The organism is Thioalkalicoccus limnaeus, assembly GCF_041197575.1.
GTDB classification, from domain to species: Bacteria; Pseudomonadota; Gammaproteobacteria; order Chromatiales; family Chromatiaceae; genus Thioalkalicoccus; species Thioalkalicoccus limnaeus.
Map to the genome: position 1 here is coordinate 1 of NZ_JBDKXB010000039.1, position 22,375 is coordinate 22,375.

Sequence of the window (22,375 nt, forward strand, 5' to 3'; positions counted from 1 at the left end):
GCCTGCTTGCGGTAGACCGAGGCGACGAAGTTCTGCATATCGGCGGCGGCCCGCTTGTTGCGTGCCTTGGCGGACGCCGCAGCAGCAAAGAACGCGCCTCCCAGGTGAACGGCAGCACCGGCACCGAGCGGTTTCACGGCAGCCTCGAAGTTCGGGATGACGCCGAGCAGCGACGCGAGGGTATCGAGTGCGGCGGCATCGAAAGTGGTCTTCACCGCTTCGAATGAGGATTCGAGCTCTTGCTGTTCCTCTTGCAGGATCTTGCCCGCCCCGAGTTGGACAATGCCGCCGGCACTTTCGTCTACGGCCTCGGCGGCTGCGGCGAGACCCACCCCGCCGGCAAGTAAGCTGCCGATCTTGGCGATGCCGGGAATGACGCTCAGCGATTCGAAGGAGATCTTGTCGGCGTCGACGAGCGTCAGTTTGCGCGCCGGCAACGCCTGGTAGGGTACGAAGAACAAGGACTGCTCCGGCAGTTCGCCCAGGAGCTCGGCGAAGTGTACCCAGCGTTGTTTGCCAACGTCTTCCTCGTGGATCGCGGCGTCACGGTTGGCTTCGGCCTCCTCAAGCTCGCGCTGGCGCGTCTGCTTGAGCAGTTCTGCCATGTTCTTCGCGTGGAGGGCATGTCTCTCGGCGAGGTCTTCGGAGTCGCGCTTCTCCCGGGCCGCAAGCAGCAGCTCGCCGAGCCGCACGACGGCTTGCGCGTGCTCCATTGCCCGGGCGTACATAACGGCATAACGATGCTTGGGCAAGGGCTGCGCAAGCTGTTCGAGCACCGCGCCGATGTCGATGCCCGACGCAATGGCCTCAGCGAGCAACGCCGGATCGATCGGCGGAGAGAACAGTGGCAGCTGCATCTGCACGCCGTCGATGTTCATGCCGTTGCGGATCTTGAACAGGCGATCGTCGACCTCGTCCCACAGGGCCAAGAGTTTCTCATTCTTGGGGATGCCGAAATAGCCGATTGCGCCGCGCTGCATGATGCCAGTTGCCGAGCTGTCGGCCGCCGCGACCAAGCTGCCCCGGGCCGGGGCGAGCTTCGACTCGGCAGCGAACATGACATTGCCCATCTCGTCGAGATCCCGGCGCAACTCGGCGTAGCTTTTCGCCGGCATCGTGGCGCGTCGCGCCATGACCTCGGGCTTTCTGCCCATCTCACGATAGGCGATCATGTAATACTGAATCGCCTGATTGACGTCCTCGGGAGTGAAGCGCCTGAAGAACCTGTCGCCGAGTGCCAGATGCAATCGTACGTCGAAGGCGACCACCCATTTTTTGTAGGCGAGCGGCCGTAGCCTTGCGATGCGGTGCGCTTGAAACGGATAGAGGCGCATCGTGTCGATCTGGGCGAGAACGTTCTGCTTTTCGGCGTCGGCGTCGGGGCGCGACAGCAGCGCCAGCATGGCATCGAGGCGAATCGGCGCGATGCCGCGCAAGCCTTGGAAGCGCCAGCATTCCTCCGGATCGCCTAGGAACGGCGTGTAGACGGCGCGGTGGACAAGATCGATCGCGGCGTCGCACTGGCCGTTATCAAAAAGCTTTTGCGCCAGCATCATGGGCGCGTGGAAGAAAAGTTCCCAGTTGTAGTTGCCGTAAGGCGTGGACTGCTCGAAATCCATGCCCTCGACGTCCGGAGTCGTCACCCGGTCCGGGTTGGGTTTGGCGAGCGCGGCGAAGGTCTCCGTGTCACCCAACGCTCCGCGCTGCATCTCCGGCGTCAGCAACGCGGCGAGACCGTCGCGTCGCAACACCTCGGTGAAGGTGTCGGCGAACGGGTGGAAGAAGGGCGTTATGTCCAGGTTCAGTCCGGGGACTTCAACTGTCCGAAACATCGGGCCTAGATATACGAGGTCTGGCCTGAGCTTAGGCGTTAACGCGATCTCGCTGGCAGGGGAGCCAACGACGAGATCAGTCTTCAGTGCCGCGACGTCCGCGGACTCGGTCACCGCCGCCAAATAAGAACTGTTTTTTGAGATGGCCGTGTCGACCCAGGGGTTTTTCACCTCCTTAGATTTGGCTGCGATGGCCGAAACCACGAGACTGGAATGGGTTTCGTATGCTTGGATCAACGCCGGCTTAGACTCGGAGGCCTCGACCTCCTCAAGTACGGTGGAGACACCCAGACTGGATTGGGCGAAATAGGCCCGATCCTTAAGGTCGACAAAGAACGGCGCGTTGAATGGGGCGGCGTAGAACTGGTTTAGCGTGGTGAAGCGAGCCTCGCTCGATGTGGTGAAGAGCACATCCCCTTTGGGTTTCTTGTGGGTTGCGACCACACTGATCGCTCCCTTCGCCTTGAATCCCATGAACGACGGTGCCGCGCCGCTGCTCCCGACGGCTCGGAAGTGGTCGCCGTAGGGTCCACCTCCACCGGGAGAGCACTTCATCTCGCTCGCGACGCGCGAGAACGAAAAGGTACCGCGCGGCATCGGTCCCCACGGGCCTTTGCGGGTCGCGACGACAATGTTCAGCGATTCTTCGCCCTTATTGGCCTTGAGCACCAACTCATTCGGGTCCGGGTATCGCGGGAGGGCGGTTACTGGAGTTATGCCGCCGCCGTAATCGACGGTTCCGTCGTAGTCCCATTCTGGCGGCTGGTGGTCGCGCGTTAACCACCAGGTCTCGAACAGGGCGGAGGATTGCTCCTTTGGCGTCCACCCCGGGCCTTCCTTGCGCGTCCAGCAAAGCTTGATCTCCCAATAGGGTCGCGAGTAGACAGCCTTGGCGTTGCCGTTCTTGACTTCGGGTGCCTCGGACTGTTGGTCGACCTTGCGCATGAACACCGGCCAGAATAGATACAACTGGCCACGCCAGACGACCGGCAAAAGGTGCACGCCGGCTTCGCGCAGCGCCGGGCTGTTGTCGCTCCTCGCTTCCTGCCGGTCGGGTTCGATCGACTGGATGTCGACGTCGATCGGTTCCCACGAGGTCCATTCCTCGTGATACGCATTGCGGTAGCGGTTAAGGCGCCGATAGAAGTACTTGCGCGCGGCGCCTCCGCGCGAGCGGCCGACGACATGCAGCACCGAGCGGAAGTATTCGGCTTCCCGACCCTCGAAGATCTCCTGCAGGTAGGTGCCGCAGACCTCAAGCGACGCCACGGAATGGAAGGCGTCGAGATAGGCGCGATAGGCCACTTCGGCATTGGCCGGCGTGATGTCGCCCTGTTGCAGGGCGGACTCGAAACTCTTGAAAGCCGCGCTCTTGTTGTCGCGCCACGCGGGATGCAGCAGCTCCTCGGGGTAGAGCAGCGCCTTGCCGCGGGCCGCCCAGACGGCCCGACGGGAGATCGTCTTCCATTCCTCGACGTCGATCTGACCCGGATTGACCCCATGGATTTGCTCGAAGCCCATGAGGCAGCGCTGAACGAAGATCTGGACGGCAAAGATGGCTTGCCGGATCCGTGATGTGAGGACGAATGCGTTGGTACCGACGTCGATGTAAAAGCGGTCGAAGAGTTGCTCCGCACTCTGCAGCTTTTCGCGCTGTAACAGGAACGCGGTCAGCGCATCCCGACTCTCCTCTCGAATCGGGTCGGAGAGCTGGCGCGACACGTCGAGCCAGTCGACCCGCGAATGGCGGGAGGATAGTCCCCGGACGAGCCGTTCGAGCGTCTCGAAGTCGATCGGCTCCTTCGTGAGCTTCGCGGCATCCGCGGGTTCCGCACCGATGCGGCGTAACAGCGACAGACGTTCACGCAGGGCTGCCAGCGCAGCGACGGGGCGCTGTTTCGCAACGGCCTCGTCCAACTCGGGAGCGCCGGCACGTGGCACCGCCGCGATTGCAGCGCTCGGACGGTCGAGCCACGAGCCGACAGCGGCGAACGTCGCTTCCATCCAGCCACTTTGCGCTAGCGCCGCAATGGCCTTGGCCATCGCCGCAGGCCGGCCGGTGTCACGAAGCAGGGTCACGAAAAGCGGCAGGGCAGCCAGCATCGTCGCAACCGCCTCTTTGAAGCGTTCCTGTCCGGAGGGGAGGTCCATTAGCCCGGTGATCGCGTCGGAAGTGATGATGGCCGCATCGCCCGTAGCAAGCGCGAAGGACTGCGGATCAAGCTTGGCCGCCTTGATCAGCACGGCGATCCGATCGATCCCGACCAGCAGGCGATCGGCCGCGTCCTGAAGCTCAGGGGTATCGAGCTGGTGGGCGAAGAGGGCAACGGCCGGCTTGCCGTCATCACGGAGCAATGCTTGGCGGGCCTCGCCGTCGCCGTTCGTGTCATCAAGCAGGTGGACGACGACGGCCGGATCGAGACTAAATGCCGATGCGAACTGGGCGAGCACAGCGGTGCGGCGGCGTTGCTCGGCTGCGGACTTCCGCGCTGCGATCTCTTCATCCAAAAAAGGTCTCCGTGCTTCGGCACGCTCGGCTTCCTCGGCCTGTTCGCGTGCCTCTTGCTCGGCGAGCGCCTTCAGCTGCAGAGCGAGATCCGCAATACTTTTCTTCAGCGACTCGGAGCGCGTACCTATGCCGTCGGTGCCTGCCGGTTGCTGGCCCGTGAGGTAGGCGATTGCTGCGGACGACAGCCCTGTTGAGGAGAAGTGGCGGCATTTCGATGCCAATTGGGCAAGGGCCGCCGGTGCGATGTGCGCACCGGCCAAGTTCGGCCCGCCGGTCGACCTGCTGATGACAACGATCTCTTCCGGTTGGATGCCGAGGGCACGGCCGAGCACGACGACCCGATGGATAGCGGAAACGCCGGCGAGATTGAGCCTCGTCACGCCAAGCGCTTGGGCGAGGTCACGCAGCGCGTCCGCGTTGACGCCGAATGCCGCCGCCATGCCGGACAGTCCCGCGGCGATATCGCGGTCGACCGTGAGCGCCTGGCCCGCCACGTCGCGCCGGAACTCGGGGTTCACGCGCGCGAGGCCTTTGGGCGGAAAGAGCGCGTCGTACAGCGAGGCCGGGCCGTGCGTGCCGATGTGCGCAACGAGGCTCGCCGCGACCGGCCAATCCAGATCGAGCTGGTCCTTCAGGTCGTGCAGGATGGCGAGGTCGGCAAGCAGCACCGGCGTGAATTGCGGGCGTGCGTCGCCGGTGAGGGCGAAGAGCGCCGCATCAAAGTCGGTGATGCTGAGCTTCATGCGCCGCGCAAGGCGCACAAACCGGTGCATCGCCAACCATTCATCCTCGTCGGTCAAGGGGCTGGCGTCGAGATGCCTGAGCGTGATCTCGTCCGGGCTGCAACCGATCGGCGGATCGAGGACGATGGTGGTCGCGAGCCGGGGTCGTTGACCCTCGATATAGCTGTGGACGTCCGCAGTCGAAAGATCTCCAAGCTTGAGAGCCCGCTCGATCTCGGACCCGGGCTCGATCGCATAGTCCGCTTCCCGCAGCGTCTTGAGCTGATCGACGGTGAGGAACAGCCGCGAAGCCACCTCGCTCGGATGGCCGGTCGGCACCTCGCCGCCGATGAAGCGGGTCCTGATGAGGGCGACCAATTCCGCGAATGTCAGTTCGAGGGCGGCGAGCAGCCTTCGCGATTTTGCGGCGAGTTCCATCCAGCTCTCATCGGCGGTGCCGGCAAAACCGAAGAGGTCGGCGACCTTGATCGGGGTCGGCAGCGGTCCGCCGGCAAGCGTCTTGAACGTCAGGATCTCGTAGTCGCGGCGGAAGAGGCCGAGGGTTTCGGCGACGAGCGCTCCGCCCCGATCAGCTGACGGTGCGTCGGACAAGAGGCGGATCAGCTCGGCTCGAGACGCGCCGGCCTGGCGAAGGTAGACGCGTGCGTTCGCAACCAAACGATCATAGGGCAGGGACATCGGGTAGATGGCGTTGCCGACCACGTCGTAAGCCGTCGCCAGCACGTGCTCCGGGGCGGCCGATAGCTCCGGCCCGGTCACGCCCGGAGAGGATTCGTTGGGGAGCGCCGGCGCGTCCGCACCACTTGCGACGACGCTTTCCAGGATCTCGTTAATGAGATCGATCGTCGGGATGGTGGTGTTGGTATTCTCGCATGTGAGTTTGATGTGCGCGAGGTCCGGCCGCATGCCGTTGATCCCGGGTGGTCCTCCGGGTTGAAGGGACTTAGTCGGATGGCCGATTAGGACATCGAGGGGCGTTACCAGGGTTGTCGGGTCGGGGTCGCAGCGTTTGTCGAGGAACTCGAACAGATCGACCAGATAGGCAGCCGGGCCAATGATGGAGCGGCAGTCCTCGTATTCGCACATCTCGGCGCCGCCGAACAGGTCGGACCAGTCGGCGATCGGCGTGTCGGCGGGCGCGTCGGCAACGTTCAGGTCTTCCTGCGATGGCTTCTCCGACAGTGCCGTCAATGGCCCCGCGGCCGCTGCGGGAACGACGTCGCGATGATCCTGATGTTGGCCGACGACCAGGTTCGCGACGGTATCGGCGACGGAGCGCGCGCGATCGTGGACGTAAGCGAGCGCCTGCATGTCATCCGCGGTCGCGTCCGGGAAATGGGCCATAAAGGTGCCTTTCCCATAACGGGCGATGTCGATGGCGCCGCGCAGTGGGAGGGCGCCGTTGATGCGCTTCAGGACGAGGCGCTCGAGGATCGCCGGATCGGAGCTCACATTGAAGAGCCGGTGAATGCGCTTGACGCTGTCGGTCGCCGCCGTGCGCTGGTCAGGATCGTCTACGGCCTCGAACAACACATCTCCGTGGGTAACAATCAGGTCGTCGATATCGCCTCGGGTGATATCGAAGTCGGTCTTGCGCACGGCAGCGGACAGCACGTCCGCAGCCGCAGTGGTAACCGCTACCGGATCGGTCTGGCTCCAAGCGTGTGCGAGTCGGGCCACCACGGAGGTCGGATGCGCAGCCTCCAATAGTCCATTGATTTCGCCCACGTATGCGGCCTCCGAAGCGGGAGGATCGTCCTCGGCACTGCCGCGCGTGGGGACGCCGCCGCTCTCCGTGACGAGCGCCTCGATCTTCCCCCGGTCGAGCGTCAGCGCGAGAGTACGCAGTGACTTGGCCTCGGGTGCCGCTGCCTTGAGGGCGTTGACCAGCGAGGCATTATTGGAAGTCAGCGCTCCGAGTTGCAGCGTGTATTGAACCGCTTCGACCGGCACTTCCGGATTCTCGGCGCGATACGCATCCCAAAACTCCTTGCCCGTCCCGGTATGATTGGCGGCCATGGCAAGCAGCATCTCGCGGTTGCTTTGCTCGGGCAGCACGTCTAGAAGGATGCTGCCGATCGATCCGCTGGCGCCGGTCGGTACCACATCGAGGGCGATCCGAACCGCCGCCGCTTGAATGGTCTTGGCGATCCGGGTGAGATCGTCGGCAAGCTCGGGGATGATCAGCGCCGCTATGGCGGCGGCGAGCCCGGCCGCGAGCTCGCCGGTATTGCGGGCGGCCAGCCCTCGGGCATCGCTTAGCCCAAGCTGGCGCGCCAATCCGTAGAGTGCTGCCGCAGGGCTGTCGGAAAACCCTGCTGCCGTCAGCTTGTGCGCCCACACGAGGTCGGTCACGAGCGCGACCGGCTCGCCGATCTCGCGTGCCGCAAACGTCACGTCGCGCGAACCCATCTCGTCAAACTCCGCGAGGGCTCGGCGGCTGGTCAACGGCTTAAGCTCGGCGATCAGCCGTTCGTACTCGGACTGTCCGCGCGGCACTCTGATGCCATGAGCAACGATGCGTACCAGTTCGTCCGGCCGCGCGACAATTCCGAGTATCTTCTCTTCCTCGGCAATCGTGAATTCGACCGTGATCGAGACGTCCCGCTCGACCGGCACTCGGAGGATATCGAAGTCATCGATCGGACGTCCGCCCTGGTCTAGCTCGAAGATCAGATCGGCCGCCAGCTTGCCGCCGCGGTCCGGCGCGTCGCCGTCCGCGAACGCGGGCAGATCGTAGGCAATCTCGAAGACGCCGGGTGGATCCGCGCGCGACATCTCGCTGCCCACAAGGGTATAGGGCGGCGGCCCGATGTCCCGATCCGAGACCTTGACCAGAACCCCGGGTACGGGGAGTCCTTCGGCATCAACGACGAGGCCACGCACCCGAAGTTTGGGCTGAGTCGGACGGGACTCCGGGCGGACGCGTACCTCGCCGATGGTCAGATTGATTTCCTGCTCGTCTGGCGGGTCCGGAAAGACATCGGAGGAGGCGATGATCGCACCGGTCTCGTCGAATGCAAACACGACCAGATCGAGTCCGTCCTTTGTGTGATCGACGCCGGGGCCGATGCGGGTGTACAGCGTAGGATCGTATTCGATCCGATACCATCCATCCGCATTCGTCGTCGCCTCGCCGAGTTGCGCCCCACCCCAGAACTCGGGATCGAAAGCGAAAATCAGCGTATTCGCAGCCGCCCCCGCTTCCGGGTGGCCCACCAAGCCGGTCACGGCGAGGCGCAGTGCACCGATCGTGCGCAGCTCCCAATTCAGCGCATCGGCGGTCCTTGCGTCCAGCAGCTCACCGCCGCCGTGACCGATCTGCTCGCGGAATCTGATCACCAAGTAGCCTGTTACCTCACCGTATCGCCCCGCATCTCGCTCTTGGCGGAGTTGCTCCCGCACTTGGTCCTGCTCTTCTCCCGGCAGGCGGACTCGCCCCTCTTCCACCAGAAGGAGCAGGGCATCCTGCAGATTGGTGATCGCCTCGCGGCTGCTTCGCGGACCGACATTTGACGTAACGGGCTTCATCGTTTGCTCCTCTCAGTCACACCGGCCGGATACATTCGCGCAATGGATAAAGGCTCTGCTGCCCTGCTTGTCGAATTCGATAGTGGTGATGTGTCGGTCATGCATGAATGATTTCCGCGTCATGAGTGGATACACCGCGTACTTATGCTGGCCAACTGACGGACTGCATTGAATATCCGTCGTCGGCCCCTGAGGTATCCACCCATGTTGCCTCTTGCACCTGATGCCTTCACGAGCGCCGGCTTGACTCAGGTTGGTGCGACGCGGCGCCTCGGTATTCCGATCGGAACTAAGGGACGAGCGATGCCGCGCACGCTTTCAACCGATCGATACCGCCGAAGCGTTCGAACAAGGGCTTTGCCGCGCGCTCGATCAAAATGGCGTCGAATGACGCAACGGCTTGGGCGGAACCGGGGAACAGCAGGTAGACCACGTCACGCGCGCCGATGCCTTTGTAGGCGCGGCGTTTGCCGAAGCGGTCGACGAAGGGGTCGTTGCCGAGCGCTTGGTGGAGGGCGACGGAGCCCTCGCCGAGCTTGTTGCGGGGGCCGGTGTCGCCGACGACGAAGTAGGCCAGCTTGCCGTTGGAGCGGCGGTAGGCGACGCCGAGATCGCCAAGCTTGGGGCCGGGCGTGCCGCTGCGCTGCCAGGTGGTCGGGATGACGGCGAAGGGCACGGTAATCGCCAAGCTTGGGGCCGGGCGTGCCGCTGCGCTGCCAGGTGGTCGGGATGACGGCGAAGGGCACGGTATTGGAGTCGAGCTGGGCTCGAGGCGTGCGCGGGTCCGCGCCGGGCTGGCGCAGCGCCGTGGTGGAGACGAAATAGCCTGGCTTGGGGTCGTTGGCGCCCTGGACGATGGGCACGCCGCGGGCGTCGGTGGCCATGGCGAAGAAGCAGATCTTGGTCGGGCCGCGAAAGCCCTCGGCCTTGGCCTGTCTGAAGTCCGGCAGGCATTGGGCCTTCCAGGTGCAGCTCGGTCCGACGCTGATGCCGTTGCAGATATGGGTGATGCCGATGTCGTCCGGATGATAGGAATCCGGCGCGCCGTCGGTGTTGACTTGCATCTGGGAGGCGAAGGCGATGGCCCGCGAGCCCGGGTCACGGAACACCTGGACGGGTCCGATCTCCGCGTGGCCGAAGGTCAGCTCCCGGGCGAGGCCACAGTCGGCGGCGGCGACAGTCGAGAAGCCTCCGAGTGCCAGGAGCAGGGCTCCACCGACACGGCTTCGATAATCCGATGATGAAGTGCTCATCGCTGCCCTCGCAATTGGTGATTTCCGGCCTGGCATACTTGCGACCTTGTCCAGCTCTGCTATGGCGGTCATAATGACCATCATGATTGAATCGATCATAAAGGTTGTAGAGCCATGATCAGCGAAACCAGCGCCGTCGCCTTCCGTCAGAACCTGGGCGAGATGCTCAACCAGGTGCAGTACCGGCACGACAGCATCCTCATCAAGAAGGACGGCAAGCCCGTGGCCGCCCTGGTGGATGCCCGCCTGTTCGAGCGCATCCGGCGCATGCAGGCCCGCTTCGACGCCCTGTGCCAGCGCATCGAGGCCGGGTATGCCGCCGTGCCCGAGGCGGAGGGCCTGGCCGAGATCGACGCGGCGGTGGCCGACACCCGCGCCGGGCGCTGACGGTGCCCGCCCTGCGCGTGGTGCTGGACACCAATGTCCTGCTCTCCGGCATCGCCTACCCCGGCAGCATCCCCGGCAAGCTGGTCGCCGCGTGGCGGCATGGCGCGCTGGAGGTCGTGCTGTCCGGTTACATCCTCGACGAGCTGCGGCGCGTGCTGCCCAAGCTCGCGCACCGGCACGGGCTCGGCGCGGACGAGATCGAGGACCTGATCGATGCGCTTGCAATCCAGGCCGCGCTGGTCGAGCCCGAGGCCATCGACGAGCCCGATCTCGCCGATGCCTATGACATACCAGTGCTGGGCACCCTGATCGCCGCACTGCGAACCGGGCAGGCGGATTGGCTCATCACTGGCGACAAGGCCCTGCTGTCCCTGAGCGACCGCTATCAGATCCGCACCCCGGCGGAATACTGGGCGGCGCATGGCAGTGTCTGAATGACCCGCTAAGCTGCATGGTGGGACACGCCGTTCGTCGGCTGATGTGGGCCTGCGAATCCCAACGTGTCCTTCGGGATGACGATTCGTATTCGTTGGGGTTCCTTCCTCACCCCAACCTATGGTCCTCAACCCAACCTACGGTCCTAATACCTCTTAACGTTCGGGTACACCAATTTATCTGTAAGCAACTTCTGATATTTCTGTTCCATCCAAACCAACTCGTCGGATGTTCCTGCCGTTACTTCACCAGTGATACGTGCTTGCCAGGTGTACGCTTCGAGCTCGTGCGTTAACGTGTACGACTTAGGAGTTAGTCCCTGAACATAGTGAAAAGCTTCATGGCCAACCAATCCCGCCAATTCACGATTGGTTGATGGAAGTTTGTCTAGCGCAATTAGCACTTTGTTTGTGCCAAATGGTTGAAGGCCAGCAACATGCGAACCAAGCGGGTTTGCCCCTCCACGAAATTCAAGGTTGATCTCGCCCCGACTTATCAACTTTGCGGTGGCATGGGATTCATCTGTCCCAATCGCCCGAAGAGTCCGAAGAACATTCTCTTTGGTTGGTGCGCTCTGAATGTTAAGCTGCAAATTCTTTGGTAACACTCCAGATGCTCCGCTTGGCGCCCCAATGGACGGGAGCTTCAGCGCCAAGCCGGCACCCAATAATCCACCGCTAACTCCTGCCAGCGCCGCTGTTTCGTCGCTGGCGTCCAGCGATTTCGCAACCCCATGAGCTACTCTGCTCCCGACTTCACCTCCTATCGTAGGTAAAACCAGTCCTGCTAGAACTCCACGCGCTGCTACTGCTTCCGCGCCACCTAACACGAGCACAGGTAGCGCCATCGCCTTCACGGCCAAGATCGCGTCCCTATTGAGATCGTCGGGGTTGCCGTGAACATTCTTCAGACCTCTCAACCCATGACAATCGGTCTGACAAACTGTGCCCGTACCGGAAGCTGAATCCGCCTTCGTGATCGCCTGAAGCGTGATCTCGTCCTCGCGTGCCTTTTCTTCTTTGGCCTGCGTCTCCGCTTCTCGCCTCTCTTGGACTTGGTTAAGAGTCGGGGGCGGCATGTCGGCCATCATCTTCTTCAAATCAACGTCGCTTTGAGGAGCAATGTGGCACGTATTGGAATGACATGGACTACTTGCGACTTTTTGTCTCCCATTGCCATCTTTATAAATCATGGGGTTTCCAGCGCAGTAGGTATATAAGGCGACACCATCTACCATTCCCGCAGGATCACATCGTATCCATCTTGCCACCCACGCCGCGTAATACCTCGCCCCGTGGTAATACAACCCACTCTCCTCATCCCGCTCTTTCCCCGTATACCGATACCGCTTCGCGGCCTCCGTCTGGCTACGCACGGCCTGATAGGTCGAGCTGCCGTAAGGCGCGTATTCCTCATAGGAAATGATCTCTGCCTGCTCATCCAGCTCCAGGCTGCTCGAGCCGAGGTGGTTGCCTAGCTGGTAGCGGATCAGTCGCTGCGGTACGTCCTGCTCATCGCCCAGCGTGCGCATCTCCACCAGCGCGATGCGCTGCTTGTCGTCCATCACGTGCAGCGTTTCACGCTCCAGTTTCAGCGTGCGCGCGTTGGCCGGACCTTGATAGCTGCGGAACACCTCGAACCCGCCGAGGTAGATGCGCTCGTCCTTGATGCCGCCGGGGTTGGCACCTGTATTGGCCCGCTCCGTCACCTTGCGCACGCGCTGCCCTGAGGCGTCATAGACGTACCAGGTGCGCTCGCCGTGGTGCTCGGCGCCCTCCGCGTCCTCGTCGTTGACCTTCTGCCGCTGCGTCATCCGCAGTTGGTCCCGGTAGTCCCACTGCATCGTGTGCAGTTGCGGCATGCCCAGCATGTTGCCGTGGGCGTCGTGGCTGTAGGACTCCAGCGGGGCGTTGCCGACGGTGGTGCTGCTCAGTCGGTTGCTCGGTTTGGTGGGCTCGATCAGGCTGGCTTCGCCGTAGGTATAGGCGCGCGTCCAGTCCGGCACGGCAGCGTCGTCTCGCGCGTGCTGCATCTGGAGGAAGTTGCCGACCGCGTCATAGACGTAGCGTTCGGTGTAGCGGCCCATCGCCGTGCGGTCGTTGGGTGCGAAGCGGCCGGGTGGATTGGCGCTGAGGATGCCGACGCGTCCGGCATCGTTGTAGGCATGTGGGATCGGCGCGCCGGCCTGGCCGAGGTGCTCGCGGCCCTCGGCCTGGATCAGGCGATAGAGCGCGTCGTAGACGTAGTCGTTGCTCGGCTCGACGCGCTGGTTCTTGAAGTAGATGGCCTGCTGGGCGTCGTCGCGGATGTGCGTGATGTTGCCGGCGGGGTCGTAGGTGTAGTGCAGGTTCTGCACCTGCTTGCCGGGCCAATCGGGGTCGACGACCTGCGGGTCGTCGCGGGGGAAGTCCGCTAGCTTGCGTTTGGTCAGCAGTTGGGTGAGGCGGAAGGTGAGCGGATCGTAGCTGTAGAAGGTGGTTGCGCCGTTCTTGTAGTCGATGAGGGTGCGCTGGCCCTTGGCGTCGTAGTCGATGTTGGCGACGCTGACCGGTGACGGCGCCTCGACGCTCGGGTCGAGCAGCTTGTCCGGCTCTGCCGCCCGTTCCAGCCAGACATCCACCCGTTCCAGCAGGTTGGCTTCGTTGAATACCGGCTGGATGACGTTGAATTCACCGCGTCCCAGGCTGCTGTGCGGGGCGACGGACTGGATCGGGCGGTTGAGCGCGTCGTAGCGGGTGCGGCCTTCGAAGGTCTCGGCGTCGAGCTTCGGGCGGGGATTCCGCAACCAGTCGGGAATGGCTTTGTAGTCACTCACCAGTTGCCGCGTGCTGCGCAACAGGTTGCCCTTGAAGTCGTAGGCTTCGGTCGGCTTGCCATTGGCGTCCAGTCGCGCGTTGGTGGCAACGCCTGCGGGATCGGAATGCCGATAGATGCGGGTCCGCAGATTGAGGCGCTGCGCTTCGGCTTCCTGGGCCGGAGTGGCACCCGCCGGCGGTTCGCCGTATTCGAACTTGTCCACCAGCAGACCGGGCTCGTTTGGCGGATTCAGCGTGCGCGGATCGGAGTTCGGTTTCAGCGGATCCGGGTCGCTGAAGTTCCCGCGCACGTACTGTTCGATCGGGCGGCGCAGCGCGTCGTATTTGGTCGTGAAGTCGTGCCCGCGGCTGTCCCAGGCGCGGATGGGATTGCCGGTCACGTCGTTGAGCATCCAGCGCGCGCCGGCCTCCATGCTCGATTGGTGGATGCGGTTGCCCAGCATGTCGTAGGCGTACTGCATGACGATGCGCTGCTCCAGCGCCCCCAGGGGCAGGTTGTCGGCGTCGGGCAGCTTGCGCTCGTCCAACACCTTGCGCTGGTCGCCTTCGATGTCCAGCTCGACGCGGGTGCGGAATTGCTCGTCGGGCTTGTCGTGGAGCAGATGGCCTTCGCAGATCACGCGGTTGCGCGCGACTGTCAGTAAGGGTCGGCCAAGGGCGTCGAAGTGGGCGGTGGTGGGGGTGTCGGCGTGGGCCGCGGCGCCCTCGGCAGCCTTCGTTTCGTTCTGGCGATCCTCGGCGGCCGGGTAACGGCTCGCGAAGGCTGCGGCATGGGCAGGCTGGGTTCTCAGCTCGTGCCAGGTGGGCAGGTAGTCCGTATCCGGCAGGCGACCGAAGTAGCCGGCGACGTCGGCATCGCGCAGTGGGTTGTTGGCGCGCACGGGGAAGAGCACCGTGTCGTTGACGTCATAGGTCGTTTGTTGCCAGGGGTCGAAGACCACCTTCTCCCAGCTGTGGTTGGGATGCAGCGTGGCGACGACGCGCTCGGCGGGGTCGTAGAACAGAATCGGGCTGACGCCGACCTGCACCCCGAATTCGAAGCGGTGATCGCTGTCGAGGGAGCCGTCGGGGCGCTGCCGTTTGCTGAAGAAGGGCTCGTACTGGCGGACCGGTTTGCCCTTATTGTTGAAGATGGTCCAGCCGCTGCCGACCCAGCGCGGGCTGATGTCGGGGCCGCCTTCGACCAGCGGGCCGGGCTCGGCCTGGATCTTCTTCTGGATCTCGCGGCCGAAACCGTCGGAGTAGCTGAAGCTGATCTGCAGGTTGCTCTTTGCGTCCTGTTCCAGGTCGCTGGTGTGCGTTTCGCGCGCGATGGTGGCGGCGAAGGGCGGCTCGCGCAGGCGCTTGAACCGGTCCAGGTCATAGACGATGCGCGTCGTCGCGTTGGCGAGCAGGTCGTGGGCGGCTTCGGTCGCCGCGCTGGCCTTCGGATCGGGCGACGCTTCACGCGGCTTGTCGATGAAGGCATCGAACATCCCCTGGGACGGATCGGGCGAGAACAGGACATCGAGCCGGTCGCCCCGGCGCGGGTTGTCGGTGGGCTTGGACATGACCGCGGTGCCGACGACCATGCCGAGGGTATCGAAGGCGACTTCGGTCTGGTTGCGGTTGGGGTCGCTGACCAGGCGCGGCTGCAGCACGCGGTAGTCGTTGGCGTCCACGGTGACGCGGTTGTTCAGTGCGTCGCGGGTCTCGGCCATCAGCAGGTCGTGGGAATCGAAGGTAACGACGGTCTTCTGGCCGAAGGGATCGCGGTAGCGGCGCGGCAGGAAGAAGTGATCACGTGCCTCCGCCAACTCGACGGCGGCCGTCACTTCGTCCGGGTGATAGAAGGACCGGCCCGAGGGGATCCACCAGTGGCCGTTGCCGTCCAGGTCGACGTAGCCGCCTTGGTCACCCGCGGTACCGCGGAGGACGGCACCAGGGTCGGGCAGCAGCGGTTGGCCGTTGCGCTGGTAGACCTGGTAGACCTGTGCCAACAGCCCCGGCGTGAAGGCCAGCTTGTAGCTCTCGCCCGGCAGGGCCAGCGGCTCGAACCTCTCCGGCGGCAGCAGCGCCAGCGGGTCGTTCCGGGCGACCCCGCAGTCATCGGGTCGATAGAGGGTGCGGGTGTGCTCAATGATCCGCTTCTGCTGCTTCGTCGGGTCGGCAGCCTGCTCGTAAGGGATCTCGGGTGCCGGGCCTGGCCATGCAAGGCATTCATCAAAGCTGAAGCGGGCGTCGCTTTTCGGCTTGAAGCCCGTCAATTCGTAGGTTCGAGACTCGCAGGGCAGAGGCTTGCGGTAGCCGTCGGGCAGATCAATCACCTCGAGGCCGGTTTGATGGCTCTTCGTAAAACGATTCTCGGTGTAGGTGATGAGAAGCCGAGTCTGCTGGTCCCGATCGGCGTCGTTGGGAAGTGCGGTATCCTGCCAGCGACGGCCGTAGCCGATCGCGGCTTCCCTCAACACGTTGCCAAAGGGATCCACCTCGAGCGTCAAAGCGTGCTGGACCCGTGGGTCGGGAAGCCGCTCGGTGCGCGCGTCGTTCGCGGCCGTGACCTCATCAACGATCTTGCCGTTCAGGACTGGCGCCAGCTTGCGCTCGTAGTGATAGGTAATGACCTCGCATGGATGGGTGAAGAAGACCCCGTGCCGATTGCCGGCGCGCGGCTGCACGTGGCGGATCGTGAAGTCCTGCTCGACCACGGTGTAGGGATGGCCGTGCGGGTACTCGTCCGTACGCGTCCCATCCAGCGCGTACACCTCCTGGCGGAGCATCATGCCCTTGAGGGCGCGGCAGGCCTCCTGCTCCTCTTCGGGCGGCAGGTCCTTGGGCAGGGTGGTATCGGGGAGCAGCAGCTTGCCGGCGTCCCCCTTGCTCAGGCCGGGTTCCCGGTAATACTCGTCCTCGAATTGCAGCGAGATGTGATCGCGGTCCAGGTAGGCACCGGTGTGGAACCAGGTCCGGGTGAGCGCCGGGGGCACGTGCGAGGCAGGATCGCGGTTGGTGGCCCATGGCTCTGTCCCCTCGGCGGTCAGCGTGGCGAATTCCTCCGTGTCCCACTGCTCCACCATGCCGAAGCCGCGGAATTCGCGCTCCTCGCCGTCGAAGTAGCCGTGGTGGTAGGCGTAGCGGGTGACGAAGCGGTTGCGGCTGATGTGGTCGATGGTCTCCACGCGCTCGACCACGTGCACGGGAAACGGCAGCCGCGTGATCCAGGGTTTGCCGTCGCGCTTGTCCTGCAGGTAGAACTTGGTCGAAGGGGCATAGTCGACGCGGGTCCCGGCGCCGAGGTTGTTGACGGTCTTGACCAGCAGGTGCGGCTTGCGGTCGCCCATCAGGTTGACGTAGCGCATCGGGCGCCGTGCGTCGCCCGGCAGGGGCGAGGACCAGACGAGGCAGGCGGTGCCGTTGCCGAGCAAATCCACGGGCACGATGCTCGCCAGGTCATCGATGCGCGGGAAAACCTCGAGTACCTGCGGCTCGCTCCAACCGTTGCCGGACTGGTTGAAGTACAGGCGCACGCCGTCGCGGTGCAGATAGATGATGTCGGTGGTGCCGCTGCCGTCGATGTCGGCGAGGCGGATGCGCTTGTGGTCGAACTGGTCCGGGTGGTCGAACCAGGGCGCGTTGTCCATCGTCACCTTGGCACCGAAGCGACAATGGCCGAGGTTGGGCCAGTAGCAGACCTCGCCGTTGCGGATGCGGACAATGTCGGTCAAGCCATCGCCGGAGAGGTCGGCCAGATAGATGGACTGGGTGCCATCGGCGAAGACGACGCGCGGGCCTTTCTCTTCATCGAGTGCTTGCGCCACGCGGCGGGCCGGGCCGAAGCCCGCCTCGGCGAGCGAGGCGTGCCAGACGAGGGCGTCATCATCGGTGATGAGCACATCGGCGTGGCCGTCACCGTCCAGATCGACGAGCTTGAGATTCGGATCGCGGAAGTCGCGGTTCAGGCGTGAGGTAAAGGGGCGGAAGGGCTGCCAGCCTTCGGCCTCGTCGTGCTCGTAGAGGCCAGGCGTGGGGTCTTCCATCAGCACGACATCGGGCTGGCCGTCGCCGGCCAGGTCCATGAAGTCCGCGCCAGCGCCGAGCGTGGCGTTGGGCTTGAGGGCGACGGTTTCGAGCGGGGCGAAGGCCGCCTCGACATGGGGCCGGCGTGAGATGTGCCCGGGGCCATCCGGGCCGTCCGGCCCGTGGCCGGGGCGCTCGTTGATGGGGCTGAGGTTGCGTTTGTAGAACCAAGTGCCCGCCTGCTCGGTGAGGATGCCGGGGATGCCCTCGCCATGCAGGTCGGTCCAGCGGTAGGCGCTGCCGTCCAGGCCGATGGGCAGGTTGTCCAGGCTTGTCGGATCCACCTCCTCGACGGTCTCCTGCACGGTGGGCTCGGTGTATGTGAGCTCGACCGGCGGCAGGCTGCGGTGGTCGTAGCCGTCGCCATGGCGGCGATGGCCGGTCTGGGTGACGGCCTTCAGGAAGGTGTAGACGGGATTGCGGGCATCGGTCGGGTTGACCTCGTCCGTGTAGGTGAAGTCGGTCGAGCGCACCAGGCAATCGCGCTCCACGCCGGCCTCGCCCGGGAAGTGGTGGAACATCAGGACGCGCTGGCAGATCCGGTAGGTGCGGACTTCGAAGCCGGCGCGATAGGAGGAGAAGGGGTCGGGGCGCGCGGGCCAAGGGCGCGCTTCGGTGGGCACCGGGGTGTCGGCGTAGTGCTCGCCATAGTCGAAGACGACCTCGAACATCCAGTCGTCGCTGCCGTCGAGCGGCTGGGTGCCCGGAGCCTTGGGCCAGGGGGCGGCCGGGGGCTCGGGCCAGGCCGTGTCGGCCTTCAGCGCGGGGAGGAAAGGCGCGCGATTGCCATAGCGGATGCGCTTGATGTAGCGCTGGGCGGCACGGCTTTCGTCGGAGCGATTGCGCTCGTGGGCCTTGGTGACAGGCTTCCCAGCCGAGTCTTCGAAGATCCGCTTTGAGTCTTCGGGCTTGTAGCCATAGGCGACCAGGTTCCCCTTGTCGTCGTGGGTCTCGCAGATCAGCCAGCTGAAGATGCGCGTGGCGTCGGAGGGATCGACGATGCGGCTGTCGGCCGTCCTGCCGTACCAGGTGGTGATGTTGTCCTTCGATATGGAACGCCAGAAGACGTCGCTGGCATCGGCCGTGTTGGTCCAACGCTCGATCCGCGCGAACAGGCCCTCGATGCGCGGGCGGTAGCGGCGAATACGGTAGGTCTTGCCATCGACCGTCCGCTCTCGTGGGGGGGCCTCCGGTATCCACTCGCCAGTGGCACCTTGCACGAGGACGGGCACCAGATCCTCTGCACCCGAGAGGATGAAGATGTCCGAATCGACGGCGTCGAAATACTGGGGTAGGCCCTTGTCCGTCTTGCGAGTGATCGACGGCAGCGAAAGGTTCCAGCCGAAACCGAACGGTCCGTTGCCCGCGCCGGAGTCGTAGGTGAGGGAGAGTTGGGGCCCGACCCCCGATCGGCCCGGACTGGTTGGGATGGGTACCGACATGGAGCCGGTGCCGGTCACCGGGTTGGCGGCGAACTTCTCGCCGATGCCGCGAATCGCGCCGCCGCCTTTGGGCAGGGTCACGGTCGGCGCCTCTTGCTGAAAGCCTTCCGACGATTTGGCGGTCTCATGACCGCGCGGCTGAGCAGTATCGGAGACGTACAACGCACACCTCCCGGAAGGCTGTGACGGAAGCGAATCGCACGAAACACGAGGTCCCGCGCCAGCCTTGGGGGCTACAGCGGCGCTGTAATACACATCAGGCTAGCAGCAAAACCGCAACGCGCAACCCGTAATTTCCAGGAAGTTAGTAGTCAATATTGCTTTTCGGTGAGCCTCGCGTGTCGCGTTGAGGAGATAAGGCCATGATTGGACAGGACTCTACCTATTGTTGCGCCGGCATCACGCCTCGTCTGGCCGAGGAGGATTGTCCGACTCGACGCCTCGTGCGGGGGCATGGCGCTGGTGTTGAAAAACTGCCCGGCTGACGTCAGCGGTTCACGGCCCGTGGCACGCGGCGCACCGTCGATCGACCATGGGCACGCTTGAATAATGGGGGACGCGGCCGCCATTGTCCGTGCACGGCGAATCCCGGCGCTGGTGCCGATCGAGCTGCGAGGCATGACGGCGAACCCCTTGACCCATCATCAGATCATCGAGCTGATCGATCCCTTCGTGTGCGCTGGGCGGGAGCTGGATCTCGCCGCCAGTGACCGGTCGGCGCGGCGCTTGGTGTTCAAGGCGCTCGAGATCTCGGACGGGAACCTACCGGGGGGGCTGCGGGAGCTGTTGACGCTGGAGTCACCCGACGCCGATCGCTATCGTCTGGTCCGATCCGTGACTGCGGCCTCCGGTTTGACGGCGACGCTGACGGCCGAGGGGACCGATCCGGCGGGGCTGCTCGATCGGGTCCTGTCCTTTGCGCCGGCCGCCCATTTTCGGGTCGCGGCCGGCATCCTGATCGCGTTCAACTACCGTTTCGCTCCGACCATCGCCGATACGGCGCCGGGGGGTGCTCGCGGGGATTTGGTCGCTGTGGCCCCGGACCAGGTCGGAGAAGCACCGCGGCCGCATGAGGACGACAGGTCGGCGGAGGCCGACGGAAACGCCGGCGCGGGTTCCACCGAGGGTAGGCTGGTGCCACCGGTCCTGACCGATGCGCAAGCCGTCATCGGCGGTGTGCTGCGGCTGACCCTCGATGCCGAAACGACGCGCCCGCGTCGGGTCTGGCTGGAATTGCGCCCGGAGCCGGCGGTGCGGCTTCGGTTGCCGCCGGATCTGTTGGCGGTCCTCGGCCGTTCGTGGCATTACCTGCAACGCTACTATGCCGAGGCGTGGCGCACGACGATCGTCGTCGCGAGGCAGGAGCCCGCGCGCAGCCAGGACATCGTCGCGAAGGTCACCCAGACGGTCGCGCATCTGGCCGCGGTCTTGAGTGAGTCGCCGAGCGCGTACCACGAGCGCTTCGGCGTGGTGCGCCGCCAGGTCTTCGTGCGCGGTCTCGTGGCCATCCTGCTGCAATTCGGGATCGTCGTGGCCGGACCCATCCTGCTGGCATCGGGGGTCTCGGAGGAGTCGGTGTTCTTCATGCTCGCCTATTTCTGGCCGGTCCTGCTGCTGTTGGCCCTGCCGCTGTTCGCCGACCGCCTGATCCTGATGCCGCCGGGTTGGCCGCGGCGGCTGCCAGCCGATGCCTGGTCGCCGTTCGCTTCGGCGACGGCACCGCCGGCCGCGTGACCCGGATGCGCGCCGCGAGGTCGTCATGATCGGTGATCCGATGAACATCCCGGCGGTGTCGATCGCGACGGCCAAGGCCGCCTTGATCGAACAGTATGCCGACCCGGTCCTGCGCCGGCGCGCGTCGATGCTGTGGGGGCCGCGCGGTGTCGGCAAATCGTCGGTCGTGCAGCAGGTCGCCGGGCACTTCGGGATCCCACTGATCGACCTGCGACTGACGACGATCGAGCCGGTCGATATCCGCGGTGCCATCTATGCCGATGACCGACAGGCCAAGACGGTCTGGTTCCCGCCGGAGTTCTTGCCGACGTCGGATCTGCCCGAAGGGATCCTGTTCCTCGATGAGCTGACGGCCGCCGATCAGCGTCTGCAGATCTCGGCCTACTCGCTGATCCTGGACCGGCGCGTCGGCCATTACCGGTTGCCCGATGGCTGGCAAGTGATCGCCGCCGGCAATGCCGCGGCCCACGGGGCCGTCAGTCATGACATGGGCACTGCGCTGGCCGACCGCCTGTTCCATTTCAATGTGCAAACCGCGATCGAGGCCTTTCTGGATCATGGCCTCGCGATGGGCTTCGCCCCCGAGATCCTGGCCTACTTGAAGGTCCGCCCGGACAAGCTCGACGATACCCAGGCGCAACTGGCCAACGATTACCTGATCGGTGCGAGCCCGCGCGGTTGGGAAGACATCTCGAACGTCCTGCGCTCGAACCTGTCCGACGCGGCCAAGCGGGTCTTCGTCCAGGGGCGGATCGGCGCGGCCAATGCCGCCGAGTTTTTCGGTGTGCTGCGCGAGATTCAGGCCGGCGTCGATGTGATGCAACTCCTGGCCTGCCGTCCCGGTGCCGAGACGGCGGAACGCCTGCCGACCAGTCTCGATGGGCTCTATGGCCTCATCTACGGGCTGGTCGCGGCCGCCGGCGAGGCCCGGCCGGTCGCGCGCGCGATCGAGATCATCGAACAGTTTCCCGATATCCGCAGTGCCGTTGCGCTTCCGATCCGCGAGGCCCAGACCCTGGCGATGGAGTTGCTGCTCAAACGCGCCCTCGAACGTGGGCTCGAGGCGGCGGTGCTCGCGAGCCCCGCGTACCGGCGTTACGCGCAGCTTCGGCGAGACGCGGATGGCGAATCCTGATCCGCCCGGTTGGTCGCGCCACCGCGGGAGCCGCGCGATCCAGCGGATCATCGAATACGCGCCCGCGACCGGTGGGTTGGCCTTGTGGATCCGCCATCAGGACATCGAGCAGGGACCCGGGGCGACGCCGATCGCGACCGATGGGACGACCATCTTCTACGCCCCGGCCTTCGCGCGCTTGCCGTTGCCGGAACAGATCGGCCTGGTCGCGCACGAGGTATTGCATGTCGCCCTGCGCCACCCGCAGCGTCTTCTGGACTTGCAGCGTCAGCTCGGCGATCTGGATCGGCACCTGTTCAACGTCTGCGCCGATGCGATCGTCAACAGCACCTTGAGCCATCTCGGCTGGCTGCGCCTGGCGCCGGCGGCCGTGTATCTGGATCAGTTGCTCGGCCTTACGCTGAACCTGAGCGAACCGGTCGACAAAGCCCTGCTCGAATGGGATGTCGAGCGCCTCTATCGCGCGGTCGACGATCGCCGCCCGCCGCGCGCGGCGCGGCTC

At 64.7% G+C, this 22,375-nt stretch carries 8 protein-coding genes; 5 read left to right on the forward strand and 3 right to left on the reverse strand.

From position 1 onward, the window contains the following. Both ABC977_RS16840 and ABC977_RS16845 read right to left on the reverse strand, forming a co-directional pair. Window positions 1-8,615 (reverse strand): neuraminidase-like domain-containing protein (locus ABC977_RS16840; protein ID WP_369668444.1); only part of this gene is annotated, 8,615 nt, incomplete at its 3' end. Window positions 8,616-8,904: 289 nt separating this feature from the next. Beyond that, a complete protein-coding gene (locus ABC977_RS16845) occupies window positions 8,905-9,303 on the reverse strand; it encodes a glycoside hydrolase family 75 protein (protein ID WP_369668445.1) in 399 nt (132 codons plus the stop codon). Between the two features lie 679 nt (window positions 9,304-9,982). On the opposite strand from ABC977_RS16845, the gene ABC977_RS16850 reads away from it, so the two are divergent. Both ABC977_RS16850 and ABC977_RS16855 read left to right on the forward strand, forming a co-directional pair. Next, window positions 9,983-10,255, forward strand: a complete 273-nt coding sequence (locus ABC977_RS16850; protein WP_369668446.1) for a type II toxin-antitoxin system Phd/YefM family antitoxin — start codon at window positions 9,983-9,985, stop codon at window positions 10,253-10,255. 2 nt (window positions 10,256-10,257) lie between these two features. Further along, window positions 10,258-10,689 carry a putative toxin-antitoxin system toxin component, PIN family gene (locus ABC977_RS16855; RefSeq protein ID WP_369668447.1) on the forward strand — a complete coding sequence of 144 codons (432 nt, stop codon included), beginning with the start codon at window positions 10,258-10,260 and terminating at the stop codon, window positions 10,687-10,689. Window positions 10,690-10,835: 146 nt separating this feature from the next. Here the strand turns inward: ABC977_RS16855 and ABC977_RS16860 are convergent, their stop codons facing one another. Beyond that, the gene (locus ABC977_RS16860) at window positions 10,836-19,166 is read right to left on the reverse strand and encodes a SpvB/TcaC N-terminal domain-containing protein (RefSeq protein ID WP_369668448.1); all 8,331 of its coding nucleotides are present in this window, start codon (window positions 19,164-19,166) and stop codon (window positions 10,836-10,838) included. A gap of 456 nt (window positions 19,167-19,622) precedes the next feature. Here ABC977_RS16860 and ABC977_RS16865 point away from each other — a divergent pair, with 456 nt between their 5' ends. From ABC977_RS16865 to ABC977_RS16875, 3 genes are all read left to right on the forward strand, one after another. Then, on the forward strand, window positions 19,623-20,738 hold the full coding sequence (locus ABC977_RS16865) for a hypothetical protein (RefSeq protein WP_369668449.1): 1,116 nt from the start codon (window positions 19,623-19,625) through the stop codon (window positions 20,736-20,738). 25 nt (window positions 20,739-20,763) lie between these two features. Beyond that, window positions 20,764-21,873, forward strand: coding sequence for an AAA family ATPase (locus tag ABC977_RS16870; RefSeq protein WP_369668450.1), 1,110 nt, complete (start codon window positions 20,764-20,766; stop codon window positions 21,871-21,873). Continuing rightward, window positions 21,860-22,375: DUF2201 family putative metallopeptidase (locus tag ABC977_RS16875; protein WP_439849203.1), on the forward strand; the 516-nt coding region annotated here is incomplete at its 3' end. The genes ABC977_RS16870 and ABC977_RS16875, both read left to right, overlap by 14 nt.